The 15,607-nt window shown below is 69.0% G+C and carries 12 protein-coding genes; 3 read left to right on the top strand and 9 right to left on the bottom strand.

The window, feature by feature from the left end; translation table 11 throughout:
- Positions 1 to 3: 3 nt before the first annotated feature.
- The 3 genes from ACT6S0_RS16180 to ACT6S0_RS16170 all read right to left on the bottom strand — a co-directional run bounded on the left by ACT6S0_RS16180 (position 4) and on the right by ACT6S0_RS16170 (position 4,521).
- Positions 4 to 1,341, bottom strand: a complete 1,338-nt coding sequence (locus ACT6S0_RS16180) for an MFS transporter (protein WP_444764816.1) — start codon at positions 1,339 to 1,341, stop codon at positions 4 to 6.
- 228 nt (positions 1,342 to 1,569) lie between these two features.
- Complete coding sequence (locus ACT6S0_RS16175; RefSeq protein WP_444764815.1) at positions 1,570 to 3,219, bottom strand: antiporter; 1,650 nt, start codon at positions 3,217 to 3,219, stop codon at positions 1,570 to 1,572.
- 24 nt (positions 3,220 to 3,243) lie between these two features.
- Positions 3,244 to 4,521 (bottom strand): MFS transporter, encoded by a 1,278-nt coding sequence (locus ACT6S0_RS16170; RefSeq protein WP_444764814.1) that lies wholly within the window; start codon positions 4,519 to 4,521, stop codon positions 3,244 to 3,246.
- 411 nt (positions 4,522 to 4,932) lie between these two features.
- Here ACT6S0_RS16170 and ACT6S0_RS16165 point away from each other — a divergent pair, with 411 nt between their 5' ends.
- On the top strand, positions 4,933 to 7,311 hold the full coding sequence (locus tag ACT6S0_RS16165; protein WP_444764813.1) for a DUF6351 family protein: 2,379 nt from the start codon (positions 4,933 to 4,935) through the stop codon (positions 7,309 to 7,311).
- Between the two features lie 110 nt (positions 7,312 to 7,421).
- Here the strand turns inward: ACT6S0_RS16165 and ACT6S0_RS16160 are convergent, their stop codons facing one another.
- The 6 genes from ACT6S0_RS16160 to ACT6S0_RS16135 all read right to left on the bottom strand — a co-directional run bounded on the left by ACT6S0_RS16160 (position 7,422) and on the right by ACT6S0_RS16135 (position 12,572).
- Entirely contained in the window at positions 7,422 to 8,087 is a 666-nt protein-coding gene (locus tag ACT6S0_RS16160) for a response regulator (RefSeq protein WP_444764812.1), read from the bottom strand.
- Positions 8,084 to 9,943, bottom strand: coding sequence for a type IV pili methyl-accepting chemotaxis transducer N-terminal domain-containing protein (locus ACT6S0_RS16155; RefSeq protein ID WP_444764811.1), 1,860 nt, complete (start codon positions 9,941 to 9,943; stop codon positions 8,084 to 8,086). Before ACT6S0_RS16155 ends, ACT6S0_RS16160 begins: the two co-directional genes overlap by 4 nt.
- Before the next feature lie 62 nt (positions 9,944 to 10,005).
- Positions 10,006 to 10,215, bottom strand: coding sequence for a DUF3079 domain-containing protein (locus ACT6S0_RS16150; RefSeq protein ID WP_444764810.1), 210 nt, complete (start codon positions 10,213 to 10,215; stop codon positions 10,006 to 10,008).
- Entirely contained in the window at positions 10,212 to 10,883 is a 672-nt protein-coding gene (locus ACT6S0_RS16145; protein WP_444764809.1) for a hypothetical protein, read from the bottom strand. The genes ACT6S0_RS16150 and ACT6S0_RS16145 overlap by 4 nt, the downstream gene beginning before the upstream one ends.
- A 14-nt stretch (positions 10,884 to 10,897) precedes the next feature.
- Positions 10,898 to 12,088 (bottom strand): NnrS family protein, encoded by a 1,191-nt coding sequence (locus ACT6S0_RS16140; protein WP_444764808.1) that lies wholly within the window; start codon positions 12,086 to 12,088, stop codon positions 10,898 to 10,900.
- A 196-nt stretch (positions 12,089 to 12,284) separates the two neighbouring features.
- Positions 12,285 to 12,572 carry a DUF2249 domain-containing protein gene (locus ACT6S0_RS16135; protein WP_444764807.1) on the bottom strand — a complete coding sequence of 96 codons (288 nt, stop codon included), beginning with the start codon at positions 12,570 to 12,572 and terminating at the stop codon, positions 12,285 to 12,287.
- 174 nt (positions 12,573 to 12,746) lie between these two features.
- On the opposite strand from ACT6S0_RS16135, the gene ACT6S0_RS16130 reads away from it, so the two are divergent.
- Together ACT6S0_RS16130 and ACT6S0_RS16125 are read left to right on the top strand one after the other, a co-directional pair.
- On the top strand, positions 12,747 to 13,496 hold the full coding sequence (locus ACT6S0_RS16130) for a winged helix-turn-helix domain-containing protein (RefSeq protein WP_444764806.1): 750 nt from the start codon (positions 12,747 to 12,749) through the stop codon (positions 13,494 to 13,496).
- Complete coding sequence (locus tag ACT6S0_RS16125) at positions 13,496 to 15,565, top strand: PAS domain S-box protein (protein WP_444764805.1); 2,070 nt, start codon at positions 13,496 to 13,498, stop codon at positions 15,563 to 15,565. The genes ACT6S0_RS16130 and ACT6S0_RS16125 overlap by 1 nt, the downstream gene beginning before the upstream one ends.
- Positions 15,566 to 15,607: the final 42 nt, after the last annotated feature.

The raw sequence follows: 15,607 nt of genomic DNA, 5'->3' as shown, positions 1-15,607 counted from the left end.
CCGTTAACAGAACAGGGGGGCGTCGCGCCGGCCGTAGAACCACCAGCAGATGGCCATGCAGCTCAGATAGAACGCCAGGAAGCAATACAGCGCGGCTGCGGGGCCGCCCGACAGCGAGATGGCGCTGCCAAAACTCTTGGGAATGAAGAAGCCGCCGAAGGCACCGACGGCCGAGCACAGGCCCAGTGCGGCCGCGCCCTGGGCCTGTGCCTCCGGGACCGACCCGCGGCCTTGCCGGGCTTCGCGCAGAAAGCCCAGCGGCACCATGCGGAAGGTGCTGCCGTTGGCCAGTCCCGCCGCGATGAAGATCAGCACGAAGCTCGCGGCGAACAGCGGTGCCCCGCCCTCGTTGCCAAGACCGGCGAGCAGGCCTGCGACACCGAGCGCCAGGCCGCCGAAGCAGGCCAGGCTGACGCGCGCGCCGCCCATGCCGTCGGCCAGCCAGCCACCCAGGGGCCGGGCCAGTGCGCCGAGCAGCGGCCCCAGCCAGACCAGCTGCTGCGCAGCCCCCAGCTCGGGGAACTGGCTGCGCAGCAGCAGCGGGCCGGCCGCCGCAAAGCCGATGAAGCTGCCAAAGCTGCCCAGGTAGAGCCAGCTCATCAGCCAGCTGTGGCGATGGGCGAAGAGCTGGGCCTGCTCGGCCATGCCGACGCCGGCAGACGGCAGGTCGTCCATGCCGAACCAGGCTGCCAGACTGCCAAGCACAATCAGCGGCAGCCAGACCAGGCCGGCATTGGCAAGCCACAGGCCGTCGCCCTGGGCCGGCAGGCCGAACAGGTCCAGGCCGATGACCACCGGCACGGCCCATTGCACGAGGCCCACGCCGAGGTGGGCAAAGCCGGCACCCAGGCCCAGCGCCCTGCCCTGCTCGCGCGCCGGGAAGCAGGCGCTGATGTGGGCCATGCCGCTGGCGAAGTTGGCGCCGCCCAGGCCGCACAGCAGGGCCAGCACCACCATCCACTCGTAGGGCGTGGCGGGGTCCTGCACGGCCAGGGCGATGCCGCCGGCCGGCAGCAGCAGGCTGGCCGTGGACAGGGCCGTCCAGCGCCGCCCGCCGACCCAGGAGACGGCGAAGCCGTAGACGATGCGCAGCGTGGCGCCGCACAGGGCCGGCAGCGCGCTTAGCCAGAACAGCTGGTTGGTGGTGTAGCGAAAGCCCGCCGCCGGCAGGTGCACGACGAGCACCGACCACAGCATCCACACCGCGAACGACAGCGCCAGCGCGGGGGTCACGAGCCCCAGGTTGCGCAGCGCCACCGCCCGGCCATGGCCGGTCCAGAAATCCGGGTCTTCCGGATTCCAGGGCAGCGGGTGGGCGAGGGTCTTGTACACGGTGCTCATGCTCCCGGCTGGGGGCCTGCCTGCCCATCCATCACTGGTTGGGTTAGGGCGGCGCGGAAGGAGGAGGCCCGGAGCGGTGGGCATCGTTCTTTCGGAGGAGGGGCTACAGCGGGTTTGGCCGCAGGCGGCGCCAGGCCTGCTGCGCGCGCCCATGGTCCTGCCCCCACCCCGCATTCGCAAATGAGATCGCGCCCAGTTGGGCGCGATTGAACAAGGGGCGACGGAACCTCAGGGGTTCTTGATCTCTGCCCCACTGCGCAGATAGAACCACCAGTTCAACACCAGGCACACCGCATAGAAGGCCGCAAAGCCGTAGAACGCGAACTGCGGCGTGCCGGCCTTGATCTGCTGGCCGATCACCACGGGGGCGATGAAGCTGCCGTAGGCACCCACGGCGGCGGTCCAGCCCAGCACCGGGCCGGCCTGCAGGCGATCAAAGATCACGCCGACGGTGCGGAAGGTGGAGCCGTTGCCGATGCCGCTGGCTGCGAACAGCAAGATGAACAGCAGCATGAACGGCATGAAGTACTGCTCGGGCGTGGCCGAGCCATAGGCCTGCAGCATCACATAGCCCACGGCGGCGGACGCCACCACCATCACGGCCGAGATCCACTGCGTGACGATGGAGCCGCCGACCTTGTCGGAGATCCAGCCGCCCAGCGGGCGGATCAGCGCGCCGACGAAGGGGCCGATCCAGGCATAGGTCAGTGCAGACGGCGCGTTCGGGTTCTTGAGCGTGTGGGTCATCACGCCGGCCGCGTCAGGGATGTGCTGGAAGCCGAAGATCACCGTGATCGACAGCGGCAGGGCCATCGAGAAGCCGATGAAGCTGCCGAAGGTGACGATGTACAGCGCCGTCATCGACCAGGTGTGCTTGTTCCTGAAGATCTGGAATTGCGCATTGATGTTGCCCTTCATCTCGCCGAAGGCGCCGAGCTTCATCAGCAGCACGCAGGCCACGATGATGAGCGGCAGCGCCACCCACATGTTCAACAGGCCCAGGCCCGTCGGTGCGGGCAGGTAGAAATACAGGCCGACGATGCCAACCAGGCTGGCGATGGCCCACAGGTAGAGGATCTTGGCGAAGGCCTTGAGCGTGCCGCCGTAGGTGGGCGAGATGGTCAGCAGGTTGTTCATGCCGAACCAGGCCAGCGCGACCAGCGGCACCAGCACGGCAGCCCAGACGAAGCCGGCGTTCTGGATGAAGGTCGGCGTGCCGGCCTTGATCTTGCCCAGGATCCAGCCCGAGTCCTTCAGCAGCGTCATGGCCTCGCCGCCATAGGCGCCGAACACGCCGGCAGTCATCACCAGCGGGATCACGATCTGCATGGTCGTGACACCGAAGTTGCCCAGGCCTGCGTTCAGGCCCAGGGCCAGGCCCTGCTGGCGCTTCGGGAAGAAGGTGTTGATGTTGCTCATCGACGCGGAGAAGTTGCCGCCGCCGATGCCGGAGAGGAAGGCGCAGGCCTGGAACACCCACAGCGGCGTGCTCTTGTCCTGCAGCGCGACGCCGGTCCAGACCGCCGGGATGATCAGCAGCGCGCTGGTCAGGAAGACCGTGTTGCGGCCGCCGGCCAGCCGGATGAAGAAGGACGCCGGGATGCGGAAGGTGGCACCCATCAGGCCGGCGATGGCGGTCAGCGTGAACAACTCGTCAGGCCTGAACGGGAAGCCCAGGTTGATCATCTGCACCGTGATGATTCCCCACATCAGCCACACGGCAAAGGCGCACAGCAGGTTGGGGATGGAGATCCAGAGGTTGCGATAGGCGATCGCCTTGCCCCGGCTGTTCCAGAAGGCGTCGTCTTCGGGACGCCAGTCGGTGATGTCGGCCGCGCTCTGTGCGCGCGGTGCACTGCCCACAAGGGTCGTGTTCATGCGTGACTCCTAAAGGAAATCGATTCAGGTCTTGAATGAGCGGCTCAGGGGCGAGGCCGGCGCGTTCTGGCCCATCACCTCGGTCTTGCGCACCTCGGTCCAGTACATCCAGATCAGCGAGACCCAGACCACGCCGTACATCAACATGAAGGCGCTGGAGCGGATGCCGGTGAGGTCCAGCAGCGCGCCGAACAGGATGGGCAGCACGAAGCCGCCGAGGCCGCCGGCCAGGCCGACGATGCCGCTGATGGCGCCGATGTTGGTGGGGTAGTCGTCGCTGATGTACTTGAAGACCGAGGCCTTGCCGAAGGCCCAGGCCACACCCAGCACGGCCATGATGATGGTGAAGCTGTAGACGTTCAGGCCGATGAAGAAGGTCCTGGGGCCCTCGATGGTGGCGACGGTGAACTCGGTCTGCGGATAGCTGAGCAGGAACAGGCAGATCCAGCTCACCCACATGACCCACCAGGTCACCTTGTGGGCGCCGTACTTGTCCGACAGCACCCCGCCGACCGCGCGCAGCACGCCGCCCGGCAGCGAGAAGCAGGCGGCCAGCAGCGCGGCCACGCGGATGTCCAGCCCGTACTCGCCGACGTAGTACTGCACCATCCACAGCGCCAGCGCCACATAGCCGCCGAAGACGATGCTGTAGTACTGGCAGTACTTCAGCACGCGGGGGTCCTTGAGCAGCTTGAGCTGGTCGCTGAACTTCACATGGCTAGGCACCAGGTGCTCGGGCTTGCTGTGGCTGAAGAACCAGAACAGCAGCACGGTGCCGGCCATGATGGCCGCATAGACCTGCGGCACCATGGTCCAGCCGAAGCCGACCAGCAGCACGGGCGCGATGAACTTGTTGACCGCCGAGCCCGAGTTGCCCGCGCCGTAGACGCCCATCGCCATGCCCTGGCGTGCCTTGGGAAACCAGCGCGCCACGTAAGGCGTGCCGACCGAGAACGAGCCGCCTGCCAAGCCGACGAACAGGCCGATGACAAGGAAATGCCAATAGGCCGTGGCATAGGACATCAGCCAGATGGCCGGCACGGTGGCCAGCATCAGCAGGGTCATGACGATGCGGCCGCCATAACGGTCCGTCCAGATGCCCAGCGGCACGCGGATCAGCGAGCCGGTCAGCACCGGCATGGCGGTCAGCAGGCCGAACTCGGTGGCGTTCAGCCCAAGCTGCTTCTTGATCGGGATGCCGATGACGCCGAACATCATCCAGACCATGAAGCAGACGGTGAAGGCCAGGGTGCTGACGATCAGCACCGACCAGGCCCTGCGGTCGATGGGGGCTGCGGTCATGCGCGTTCCTCCTCAGTGACGATGGGGTCACTGTCACGCGTGCGCCGCGGGCTGCCCATTCACCAGAGGGTCAGCGGGGCACCGCTCGCTGGGAGGACGACGGGCGGGGCGGCCTCGTTCTAAAGAACTACTTCGGCGGCAGCACGCGCCAGCATTCGGGCCTGCGCTGGACACCGGACCCGCCAGCAAGCCGCCTCGAAACCCGGCCTGGTTCTATTCCGGGCGCGTGCCGTTGCCAGGTCGCAGGGCCCCGATGCCCCTGCGCAAACCCTGTAGCAGTTCGCACGCCAGTGTTCTACCGTCTCAGTGGCTAGGGTGGACCTGGGTGAGGCAACATGGCCTGCAGCCCAAGGTCATTGCTCCGGCGTTTCCCCCATGGGCCAACCAGAGGTCCGCACTGGAGACAAGACGATGAAAAGCCTGCGTTGGTCGTCGACCGCTGCCTTGGCAGCCTTGCTGTTTCCGCTTGGCGCCCCCGTGGTTGCCAAACCTGCCGATGAACACGCGAATTCGGCGATGACGGTCAAGCTCAGCGTGCTGTCGAGTGCGCCGCAATGGGTTTCGGGCGGCGATGCCCGCATCCATGTGCGCGCCGCGCCAGGCCAGCGCGACAAGCTGGTGTTCCTGCTCAATGGCCGCCCGCATGCGGTGGCCATGAAGGAGGTCGCCGATGGGCTGGAAGGCCTGGTCACCGGCCTGGTCGTGGGCACCAACCAGCTGGAAGTCAAGCATCGCAACGGCAATGTGCGCGACTCGCTGGCGCTGACCAACTATCCCGTCACGGGGCCGATGTTCACCGGGCCGCAGCAAACACCCTTTGTCTGCACGACCAACCAGGGTGGCGTCGCGCGCCAGCCCAAGGTCGACAGCGCCACAGCGCCGGGCTACCGCGTCACCGATGCCGCCGGGCAGCTGATCGGCTACAGCCGTGACTGCTCGATCGACACCTTCGTGACCTATCTGTACCGCCGCAACACGGGTGGCGGCCTGGTGGCGATGCCAGCCGATGGCAGCCGTCCGGCCGACATGGGCTCGGTCACGCTGGCCGACGGACGCACCGTGGACTTCATCGTGCGCCGCGAAGTGGGCTCCATCAACCGCTTCCTCTACAGCATCGCGATGTTGTCGCCGGCTCCGGCGGCCGACAGCGCCAAGCAGGACGACACCAGCCGCTGGAACGGCAAGCTGCTGTATTGGTTCCAGGGTGGCGTCGCCATCGGCCACAGCCAGGGCTCGGTGCACGGCGGTTCTCTCAACCCGGACGTCCTGGCGCGCGGCATGGCCATCGTGCACAGCAGCGGCAACAACACCGGCACCCACTACAACATGAACATCGCCGGCGAGACCGCGATGATGACCAAGGAGCGTTTCATCGAGCGCTACGGCGTGCCGCTGTACACCGTCGGGCTGGGCGGCAGTGGCGGCGCGATCCAGCAGTACCTGATCGCGCAGAACCACCCGGGCGTGCTCGACGGCCTGCTGCCGGTGCAGAGCTACCCCGACATGGTGACGCAGACCATCCATGTCGGTGACTGCGAGCTGCTCGAGTACTACATGGACGCCAGCGACCGCAGCAATGCGAAGTGGCGCAGCACGAAGAACCGCACCTGGCTGGTCGGCTTCAACGCCGAGCAAGGCTTCGCACGGGTCAACGACCCCTTCGCCGCGCTCAAGCCGGCGCTGGGCTACAGCACGGCCCCTGGCAGCACGGAGTGCATCCCGGCCTGGCGGGGGCTGACGCCACTGTCGATGAACCCGCTTTTCGGCCAAGCCGCCAATTCGCAGTTTTACGAGCCGCAAAGCGCGATCGCCGCCATCCGCTGGACGCACTACGACGACCTGCGCAACGTCTATGGCGTCGACGCGACGGGCGCTGCCCGCACAACCTGGGACAACGTCGGTGTGATGTACGGCCTGCGCTCGCTGAAGGAAGGCAAGATCACGCCGTCCGAATTCCTGCACCTGAACTGGAACATCGGCGGCTGGAAGCATCCGAGCCAGATGGTGCAAGAGACCTTCCCGTTCTTCGGCACCAGTGCAGCCGAGGTCAACAAGGCCTTGACGATCCCGGGCTACTTCGACCCCTGGAGCAGCAAGAACATGAATCTCAGCCCCGGCCCGGGCTTGCCGGCGCCACGCACGGCCGGCGATCCGAACGCGATGCGCGCCGCCTACACCAGTGGCCATGTCTTTGGCGGCCGCCTGGACGTGCCGGCGATTGACCACCGCCAGTACATGGAGCGCGAACTCGACATGCACAACGCGCACCAGAGCTTCGCGGTGCGCAAGCGTGTGGCACAGCGCATGGGCCACAGCGACAACCTGGTGGTCTGGTTCACCGAGACCTACACCAACCCGCCCGCCGGTACGCCACGCGCAAGCCAGACCCTGGACGCACTGTCGGTGATGGACCAGTGGCTGATGAACCTGCGCGCCAACCCCCAGGCCGGCATTGCAGCGAACAAGCCGCCGATGGCGGTGGACGCCTGCTTCGACGCCACCGGCGCGCTGATGCAAATGGGCGCCGGCGTCTGGGACGGCATCCTGGACAGCCGCGCGCCAGGCGCCTGCACACAGGCCTTCCCGCTTTACGGCACCTCGCGCACGGCCGCCGGTGCGCCGATCGAAGGAGGCATCTATGCCTGCGCGCGCAAGCCCGTCGACCAGGCCGTGACCGATGGCACCTACGCCCCCTGGCAGCCCAATGCCGCCGAGGTGGCACAGCTCAAGCAAATCTTCCCGCAGGGTGTTTGCGACTACAGCCGTCCCGATCAGGCACGACCCGGTTGATGACCCACGCGCCTCGCAGGGGGCGTGAGCTGACAGCGGCGGCTGCGGTGCGGCGGCAGCGTTGCATGCCCCGCGTCTGGCGCAATCCAACCCGTCGCGGTGCGGTTTGGCTACCCCCGCTGCTGCGTCACCAACACCGCCGCCTGCACCCGCGAGTCCAGGTCGAGCTTGCGCAGCAGATGCTGCACATGGATCTTGACCGTCGTCTCGGCGATGCCGAGCACCCGGGCGATCTGCTTGTTGGAGTCGCCGCAGGCGATCAGGTCCACGATCTCGCGCTCGCGCGGGGACAGCGTGCCCAGCGGGTCGGGCGGTGCAGCGGCGGCCGTCGACGCTAACGCCGCGTCGTGGCGGAAGGCGGTGGCCAGCTTGCCAGCCATCTCGGGGCTGAAGCTGGACACGCCGCGTGCGGCGCGCTCGATGGCCTGGGTCAGCTCATGGTTGTCCGCCGTCTTGAGCAGATAGCCACAGGCACCGGCGCGCAGCGCGGCGCCCAGGTCGGCCTCGGCCTCGCTCATCGTCAGCATCAGCACCTGCGCACCGGGCGCGGCCGCCTTGAGCGCGGGCAAGGCCTGCACGCCCGTGACACCGGGCAGGTGGTTGTCGAGCAGGATGACCTGGGGCTTCAGCTCGGCGGCCAGGCGCTCGGCCGTGCCGGCGTCGCCCGCCTCGCCCACGACCTGCAGCTGCGACTGCGTGGCCAGCAGCGCGATCAGCCCGCGCCTGAACAGGGTGTGGTCGTCGACGACGAGGACTCGGATGGGTGGCTCAGTCATGCACTCAGGGCCTCGGATTCGGGAAGGGAAATGCGCACCAGCGTGCCGGCCCCGGGTCGGGATTCAAGCGCCACGGCGGCGCCCACCTTGGCCGCACGCTCGCGCATGATGCGCAGGCCGACATGGCTGTCGTCAGGCACGTCGACGGCGGGGTCGAAGCCGCGGCCATCGTCGCGGACGTCGATCTGCCAGTGCGGCTGGTGGGCCAGCCGCACCTGCACCCGGTGCGCCTGCGCGTGCTTGCGCACATTGGCCAGGGCCTCCTGCACGACATGCAGCAGCTGCACCTGCACGTCGGCCGGCAGCGGTGCGGCGTGGCCGTCGACCTCCAGCTCGACCTGCAGGCCGCTTTGCAGCCGGAACTTCTGCAGCGTCTGCTGCAGCGCAGGCAGCAGGTCCTCGCCGTCGGTGCGGGTGCGGAAGTGCATCAGCAGGGCACGCACGTCGGCCGTGCATTCCTTGATGCCCAGCGCCAGCTCGTCGACGAGCCGATCGGCCGCGTCGGCCTTGCCGCCCTGGCGGGCGTTCTGGAGCAGTTGCAGCTGGATCTTCATGAAGGCCAGGCTCTGCGCGATGGAATCGTGCAGCTCGCGGGCCAGCATGCCGCGCTCCTCGGCCACCGCCGCCTCGCGCTGCAGGGCCTCGATGCGCAGGCCATCCATGGCGCTGGCGAGGTGACTCGCCAGGCTGTCCAGCAGTTCGCGGTCGGCCTGGGTCGGCTGTGGCAGCTCACGGAACAGCAGGTCCACCTCGCCCATCACGCGGCCCTGCACGGTCAGCGCCACCGCCGTCACGGCGATGAAGCCGGCCTTGGCGCAGTGCGATCCCTGGCCACGGTCATGCGTGATCGGGATGACCCGCGCCTGCAGCGCGGGGCTGCCGCAATGGCAGGCCCCGGGCGCCAGGCAGCGTTCGGCCTCGGCCATGGCGGGCGGCAGGCCCTGCGCTGCCAGCAGCACCATGCGCTGCTCGCTCGGGTCGAACCAGCGCAGCGCCACGGCGTCGGCACCGGCCGCGCGGCGCATGCGCTCGGCGAACCCCACCGCCAGCTCACGCGGCGAGGAGGCAGCTGCGGCAAAGGAGGTGGCCTCGTACAACGTGGCCAGGCGCTGCTGCTCCAGGCGCAGGTCGACCGTCTTGGCACGCACTTCATCGGCCATGCCTTGGTAGACGGCTTCAAGGCGCTGCGCCATGCGGTTGAAACCGCGCGCCATGTCGCCGAACTCGTCCTGCGAAACCTCGGCGACGCGAGCGCCCAGCGTGCCTTGCTCCAGCGCCTGCAGGCCACGGCGCAGGCGGTCCACCGGCGCGAAGACGACCAGGTGCGAGGCGTACAGGAAGATCATGGCCGCGACGATGGCCAGCCCGACGAGCGCCAGTTGCACGCTCGACAGCAGTGCGCTCCAAGCCGCCATGCGCGCCTCGATGGCGTCGACGAGGACGTCGACGCGCCGCACCTGCAACTCGGCCTGTGCGCCGGTGGGCGCTGGCGGGGCGGCGGTGGACTGGAGCTGCTGCCAGCCCTCGCTCACGCTGCGGTAGGCCTTCAGGGTTTGCTCGTCGCGAGGCAGGAACAGGGGCCGCGCCGGGTCGCCGTCCAGCAACAGCCGCAGCGACGCGTCGTAGGCCTGCGCGAGCGGCCCCAGCGATTCATGCGCGTTCGCGGCGCCTTGGTGGGCCAGGCGCCAGGTCTGCATGCGCAGCCGCCCCGCCTCGTTGACGGCCGCTGCGCCGCCCTCGAGCTGCCAGCCTATCCACAGCGTCAGGCCGATGGAGGCCAGCGCAATGCACAGCAAGGCACTTCCCAGGATGCTGACCTTGGTGGCAAGACGCGCGCGATTCCAGCCCTTGAACATGCGGCGCATTCTGGACAGCCCGCATTCATGCGAGCTTGACGCCGCGCAAGCTTTCGGGCGATCTACGCGGCTGCCGTTGCGGGCGCGCTTGGCGGCTCGGTGTCTGGAGCGTCCAGGCCCCAGCTCATCCAGTCGTCGCCGAAGAGTTCGCTCGGATGAGGCGTGGCGACTGCGCCGTTGCCGCATTGCAGCGAGTCGGCCGGGCAATAGCGGTCGCAGCCCCAGCAGATGCGACCCGGGTTGGCCGGCCGGATCGGGAACCTCTTGCTCACCCGAGCGCCTCTGCCACTGCCGCTGCGGCCACCGGCGTGGCGCCCGCGCCGCGTGATCGCACCACAGGCCGGACCAGGAAGACGCTCGCGTCGCGGCCACGCTCCAGCAGCAGTGTGCGCACACGGGCCTGCCACAGCTCGCTGAAGGTCTGCTCCTGCTGCGGCGTCGCCTTGCCGGACGACAGCAGCGCGATGAGGCCGTCCAGTTCGGGCTGCCCGGGCAGCGTGGACGTGTCCACGCCCACGTCCACCGCGGCGTGGGTATCGAGCCGGGTGAAGCGCAGCGCCAGCAGCAGCTCAGGCTTGTTGCGGATCAGGCCCGCGCGGCTGAAGCGCCCTCCCAGGCCCTTGAAGCCGGAGCTGCCCGCGGCGCCGGTGAGCATCTGCACCACGGTGGCCACGACGCCGGTGCCGCCCGAACGCGCATCGTCGCGGAACTCCACCTTGATGCCGCCGCGCTGCGGCAGGCCGTCCGGGTAGAGCTGCTCCAGCGCCAGCCAGGTGAGCCAGTAGGCCGAGGCGACAGCCATGCAGGAATGGCCGGTCAGCTTCACGGCATCGTCGAAGCCGTAGTCGAAGACGCCATCCTCCGCACAGCCCAAAGCGCGGGCCAGTGGATCCTGCACGCGCAGCCGCGGGACCTCGTCGAAGTAGTCGGGCAGTTTCATGCGTTTGCTTGCAATCAGCCGGGGCGGCCGTCGAGGCGCGGCCGCGACAGCACGGGCCAGTAGCGCACCGCGTACAGGCCGAAGCCCGCCGACCACAGCAGCGCCGAGGCCAGCGCCGCGTGGATGAGTTGGGCCGGTGCGACCAGGGGCAGGACCACGCGCACGGCTGCCGCGGACGCGACCAGCAGGTAGCAGGCGACCTCGTAGCGGTCGGCCTTCAGGGGCCGGCCGGTGTGCCCCCGCGCCGTTCGGGTCATCATGCCGATGACCAGCCCGCCCACGGCGCCCACGGTCAGTGCATGCGTGGCCAGCGACGGCATCAGCCAGCCGAGTTCGGCCAAGCCACGCAGCAGCAGGTACACAGGTATCCACAGGTAGGCCAGGTGCAGCACCCACACGATGGGTACGCGCAGCGTGCGCCACGGCCGCCACAGCGCCCAGCGCCAGGCATGCGCCGCGCACGCAGCCAGGGCGATGGCGGCCAGCGGCAGGCCCTGCAGTTCAAACGCATCGGCGGCCAGCAGCACCACCACGCTGCCGAGCGCGACCTGCTCGACCCAGGCGCTGCGTGCCGCGCCTGCACCGGGCACGCCGTTGTTCGTGAACATCGGGATGACCCGCCCGCCCATGACCACCAGGATGAAGAGCACCACGTCCAGCCCGACCTGGATGCCGAGCCAGCCTGGCACCGCGACGACGCCGAACTGGGCCAGGTGCACGCAGCCCGCGGCCAGCGACAGCAGGGCGAGCAGGCCGACGAAGAAGTAGTTGCGCCGGTTGCCTGCCTTCACGAACGGCACGCCCAGGGCGACGGCCGCGGCCAGCGGAAAGGCCACGTTGGCGACGGCAGCGGCCAGCGCATAGGGCGTCAGTACCAGCACCCGCGCGGCCAGCCACAGCGCCGCCAGCGCGGCAAGCTTGCCGCCGGTGGGCGTGGGCAGGTTGGTCCAGTTGCGGCCCGCCGTGAACAGGAAGCCGACGATGACGGCCAGCGTGAAGCCGAACAGCATCTCGTGGGCATGCCAGATCGGGCCGGCCAGGTAGGGCACGCCGAGCAGGCCGGCGTACTGCAGCGTCCATAGCGGTACAGACAGTGCCGCAAACACGCTGGCCAGGAGGTAGAACGGCCGGAAGCCGAGCGCGAACAACGCAAAGCCCCTGGGTGCCGGCCGCAACGGCTCGTCAATTCTGAGCAAGGGGGTCATGTTGTGTACATCGTTGACAGAGCAGCGCAGGCACTCGGCCTGCAGGGGCGGGTCTCCCCGCATCGCGCGCCAGTTCCGCGCATGTCATGGCTTGGCCGGCACGCTCTTGAGTCAACCTGCCGCGCTTCATGGCGCCAGAAGGGGTCGAATCGATGCCGCGGCCGGCCGGCGCAAGTGGTGGGCCTCATGGACGGCGTCAGTTCCCACCGCACGAGCCGCAGCACCGCCCAAGGCCTTGGCTCTCGGCGAGCTTGGTGATGCGCACGCGCCAGTTGTCCGGGCCGCCATGGAGAACCTCCCAGGCAAACCCGCCGGGCTGCTCAAGACCCAGTCGCTCGCACAGCGGCTCGGCGTCCTGATCGACGATGACCTCCATGGATTCGAAAGTGTCGAGGCGGCGACACGCGCTGCTCAAACCAGGATGCCATTCATGCGCCGACAAGCCTCGCAGGTCCAGCTTCTTTTCGTCGGCGTTCGAGCTCATGGCGATCCAAGTACGTGCAGCAATGCATTCATCCTAGAAAGCCGAAGGCTGCGGCCGCTTGATCCCCGTCAAACGACGCGGCAATCCGAGGGAACACTCAGGCCGGCCAGAGCGTTCGGGATACGGTGTGAGAATCCTTCCAACGCTGCAAAACTTGGCTCAGCCGCCCCCACGATGCATCAGCACATTGCGGTCGTCGACGACGAGACGGCCATCACCGAGCTGCTGGCCCACTACTTCGCAGGCCATGGCTTTCGGACCACCCAGCTCCACTCGGGCCGCGCCTTGATGGCGCTGATGGCCAGCGACGACCGGCCGGCGCTGGTGCTGCTCGACCTGGGCCTGCCGGGCGAGGACGGTCTTGCGATTGCCAGGCAACTGCGTGAGCACTGGCAGTGCGGCCTGGTCATCATCACGGGCCGCGGCGACGCCATCGACAAGGTGGTGGGGCTGGAGGTGGGGGCCGACGACTACGTCACCAAGCCCTTCGACCTGCGCGAGCTGGTCGCACGCGTCAAGGCCGTCCTGCGGCGCACCGCCACGGCGGCGGTGCCGCCCCCTGCAACAGCAGCTGCGGCGGCGGCTGCCGTCAATCCCACCCTGAGTTTTCTTGGTTGGCACCTCGACCTCGCCGCGCGCCGCCTCGACGCCCCGCACGGCGGCGAGGTCAGGCTGACCACGGGCGAGTTCGAGCTGCTGGCCACGCTGGCCCAGCACCCAGGGCGCGTGCTGTCGCGCGACTTCCTGCTGGAGCACACGCGCGGCCGCGAGGCGGCACCCTTCGACCGCACGATCGACGTGCAGATCGGTCGCCTGCGCAAGAAGCTGGAGGCCAACGCCGAGAACCCGCAGATCATCAAGTCGGTGCGCGGCGCCGGCTACATCTTCATCCCGCCGGTCACTGCGGCCAAGGTGGCATCCTGATGACGTCATCCCCCACCGAACCGCCGCGCGCCGTCGACGACCTGAAGGTCTACCGCTCACTGTTCTCCGCCTACCCGGACGCACTCCTGCTGGTGGACGCCGAGGGCCAAATCGTGCTGGCCAACCCGGCCGCGACCAAGCTGCTGGGCTATTCCATCGACGAGCTGATGAGCCTGGGCGTGGACGAGTTGGTGCCCGACAGCATCCGCCCACGCCATGCCGCCTATCGGCAGGCCTACGGCGGCGCGCCTCGCTCGCGGCCGATGGGCACGCAGATGGAGCTTGTCGCCAAGCGGCGCGACGGCAGCGAGGTGATGGTCGAGATCGCGCTGAGCCCGCTGCTGAACCACGGCCTGCCGTTTGTCGTGGCGGCCATCCGCGACATCGGCGCTTACCCGCGCGTCAAGCAGGCGCTGCAACGCGCACGGCACAGCGAGCACCTGGCGCAGCTGGGCCGCTTCGCCGTCGATGAGCGCGACCCTCAGCACCTGCTGATGCAGGGCCCGGCCATCGCGGCCCAGGCGCTCGAAGTCGACGCCGCCAGCGTGCTGCTGCTGGAAGCCGACCGGCTGGCGTTCAAGGTCGTCGGCGCTTTCGGTGAGATGGCCGGCACGACCGTCGGCACGCGCATGGCCAATCGCCCGGACACGCCGGCCGGCCATGTACTGGCGGCCGCCCGCCCGGTCGTTGTCGACGACCTCGGCCAGGAGAGTCGCTTCGAGGTGCCGCAGGTCTATCTCGATGCCGGCGTCGCCAGCTTGCTGGCCGTGCCGCTGTCCGACCGCGGCCGCATGGTCGGCGTGCTGTCGGTGCAATCGCGCAGCCCACGGCAGTTCAGCCAGGACGAGACGCGCTTCCTCGAATCGATGGCCAACCTGCTGGCCACCTGCCTGCAGCGCGCCCAGAGCGAGGAGGCGCTCAACCATGCCCAGCGCCTGGAAAGCGTGGGCCAGCTGACCGGCGGCATCGCTCACGACTTCAACAACCTGCTGACCGTCATCCAGGGCAACCTGCAGGTGCTGGAGGAGCTGCCGGCGCTGGCGGACGCCGAGTTCGCCCAGCAGTTGGTCAGCGCCGCGACCCGGGCCTCTCGCCGCGGTGCGGAGCTGACGGGCAAGCTGCTGGCCTTCTCGCGGCGCCAGGTGCTGCAGCCGACCGCGGTCGACGTCGGGGCGCTGCTGCAGTCGCTGTCGGACATGCTGCGCCGCACGCTGGACCAGCGCATCGAGATCAGCGTCGACCTGCCCGAGGACTGCCCGGCGGCGCTGGCCGACCCCGGCCAGCTCGAGGCGGCGCTGCTGAACATCGCCATCAACTCGCGCGTTGCGATGCCCGAGGGCGGCACGCTGCGCTTCACCGCCGGCCTGGCGGGCACGCTGCCGGCCGAGGTCCGGCGCGAGATCGACGACGCCAGCGCCCAGGACGAGCGCTTCGTGCGCATCGCCATTGCCGACACCGGCACCGGCATGCCCGAGGAAGTCCGGGAGCGCGCGTTCGAACCCTTCTTCACGACCAAGCAGGCCGGTCGCGGCACGGGGTTGGGGCTGAGCACCGTCTACGGCTTTGCCAAGCAGTCGCGTGGTGCGGTGGCCATCGAATCGACACCCGGCGAGGGCACGACCATCTCCCTGTACCTGCCGCGCCCGTGGGACCCGCCGGTGGGCGGCGCGGAAGCAGCGCACGATGCCGCGGTGATCCCGGCAGGCCTGAAGGTGCTGCTGGTGGAGGACGACGCCGAGGTGCGCGCCGTCGCACGTCAGTTCCTGGACACGCTGGGCTGCCAGGTCACCGCCAGCCACACGGCCGAGCAGGCCCTGCTGCTGCTGGGGCAAGACGCCCGCTTCGACCTGCTGCTGACCGACATCGCGCTGGGCGCGGGCATGCGCGGCACCGAACTGGCGCGGCGGGCCCAGGCCCGCCAGCCGGGCCTGGCCGTGCTGCTGATGTCGGGCTTCTCGGCCGAGCTGCTCGACGCCGACCGCGACTCGCCGCCGAGCTGGGAGCTGCTGCCCAAGCCCTACAGCCGCGGCGAGCTGGCGCAGGCCATGGCCCGCGTGTTGGGCGCCTAGGCTTTGCCGGCGCGCCGGCCGCTGCGGCCCGACGAGCTGGCG

Origin of the sequence: Roseateles sp. (assembly GCF_052436255.1) — a bacterium.
In the GTDB taxonomy this organism is placed as follows: domain Bacteria; phylum Pseudomonadota; class Gammaproteobacteria; order Burkholderiales; family Burkholderiaceae_C; genus Pelomonas.
The sequence above is the reverse complement of the archived record's forward strand: the minus strand, read 5'-3'. Positions and strand labels throughout refer to the sequence as shown.

Coding starts and splice junctions, on each gene's coding strand:
- ACT6S0_RS16180 (WP_444764816.1), bottom strand. CDS start 1,341: ATGAGCACCGTGTACAAGACCCTCGCCCACCCGCTGCCCTGGAATCCG.
- ACT6S0_RS16175 (WP_444764815.1), bottom strand. CDS start 3,219: ATGAACACGACCCTTGTGGGCAGTGCACCGCGCGCACAGAGCGCGGCC.
- ACT6S0_RS16170 (WP_444764814.1), bottom strand. CDS start 4,521: ATGACCGCAGCCCCCATCGACCGCAGGGCCTGGTCGGTGCTGATCGTC.
- ACT6S0_RS16165 (WP_444764813.1), top strand. CDS start 4,933: ATGAAAAGCCTGCGTTGGTCGTCGACCGCTGCCTTGGCAGCCTTGCTG.
- ACT6S0_RS16160 (WP_444764812.1), bottom strand. CDS start 8,087: ATGACTGAGCCACCCATCCGAGTCCTCGTCGTCGACGACCACACCCTG.
- ACT6S0_RS16155 (WP_444764811.1), bottom strand. CDS start 9,943: ATGTTCAAGGGCTGGAATCGCGCGCGTCTTGCCACCAAGGTCAGCATC.
- ACT6S0_RS16145 (WP_444764809.1), bottom strand. CDS start 10,883: ATGAAACTGCCCGACTACTTCGACGAGGTCCCGCGGCTGCGCGTGCAG.
- ACT6S0_RS16140 (WP_444764808.1), bottom strand. CDS start 12,088: ATGACCCCCTTGCTCAGAATTGACGAGCCGTTGCGGCCGGCACCCAGG.
- ACT6S0_RS16135 (WP_444764807.1), bottom strand. CDS start 12,572: ATGAGCTCGAACGCCGACGAAAAGAAGCTGGACCTGCGAGGCTTGTCG.
- ACT6S0_RS16130 (WP_444764806.1), top strand. CDS start 12,747: ATGCATCAGCACATTGCGGTCGTCGACGACGAGACGGCCATCACCGAG.
- ACT6S0_RS16125 (WP_444764805.1), top strand. CDS start 13,496: ATGACGTCATCCCCCACCGAACCGCCGCGCGCCGTCGACGACCTGAAG.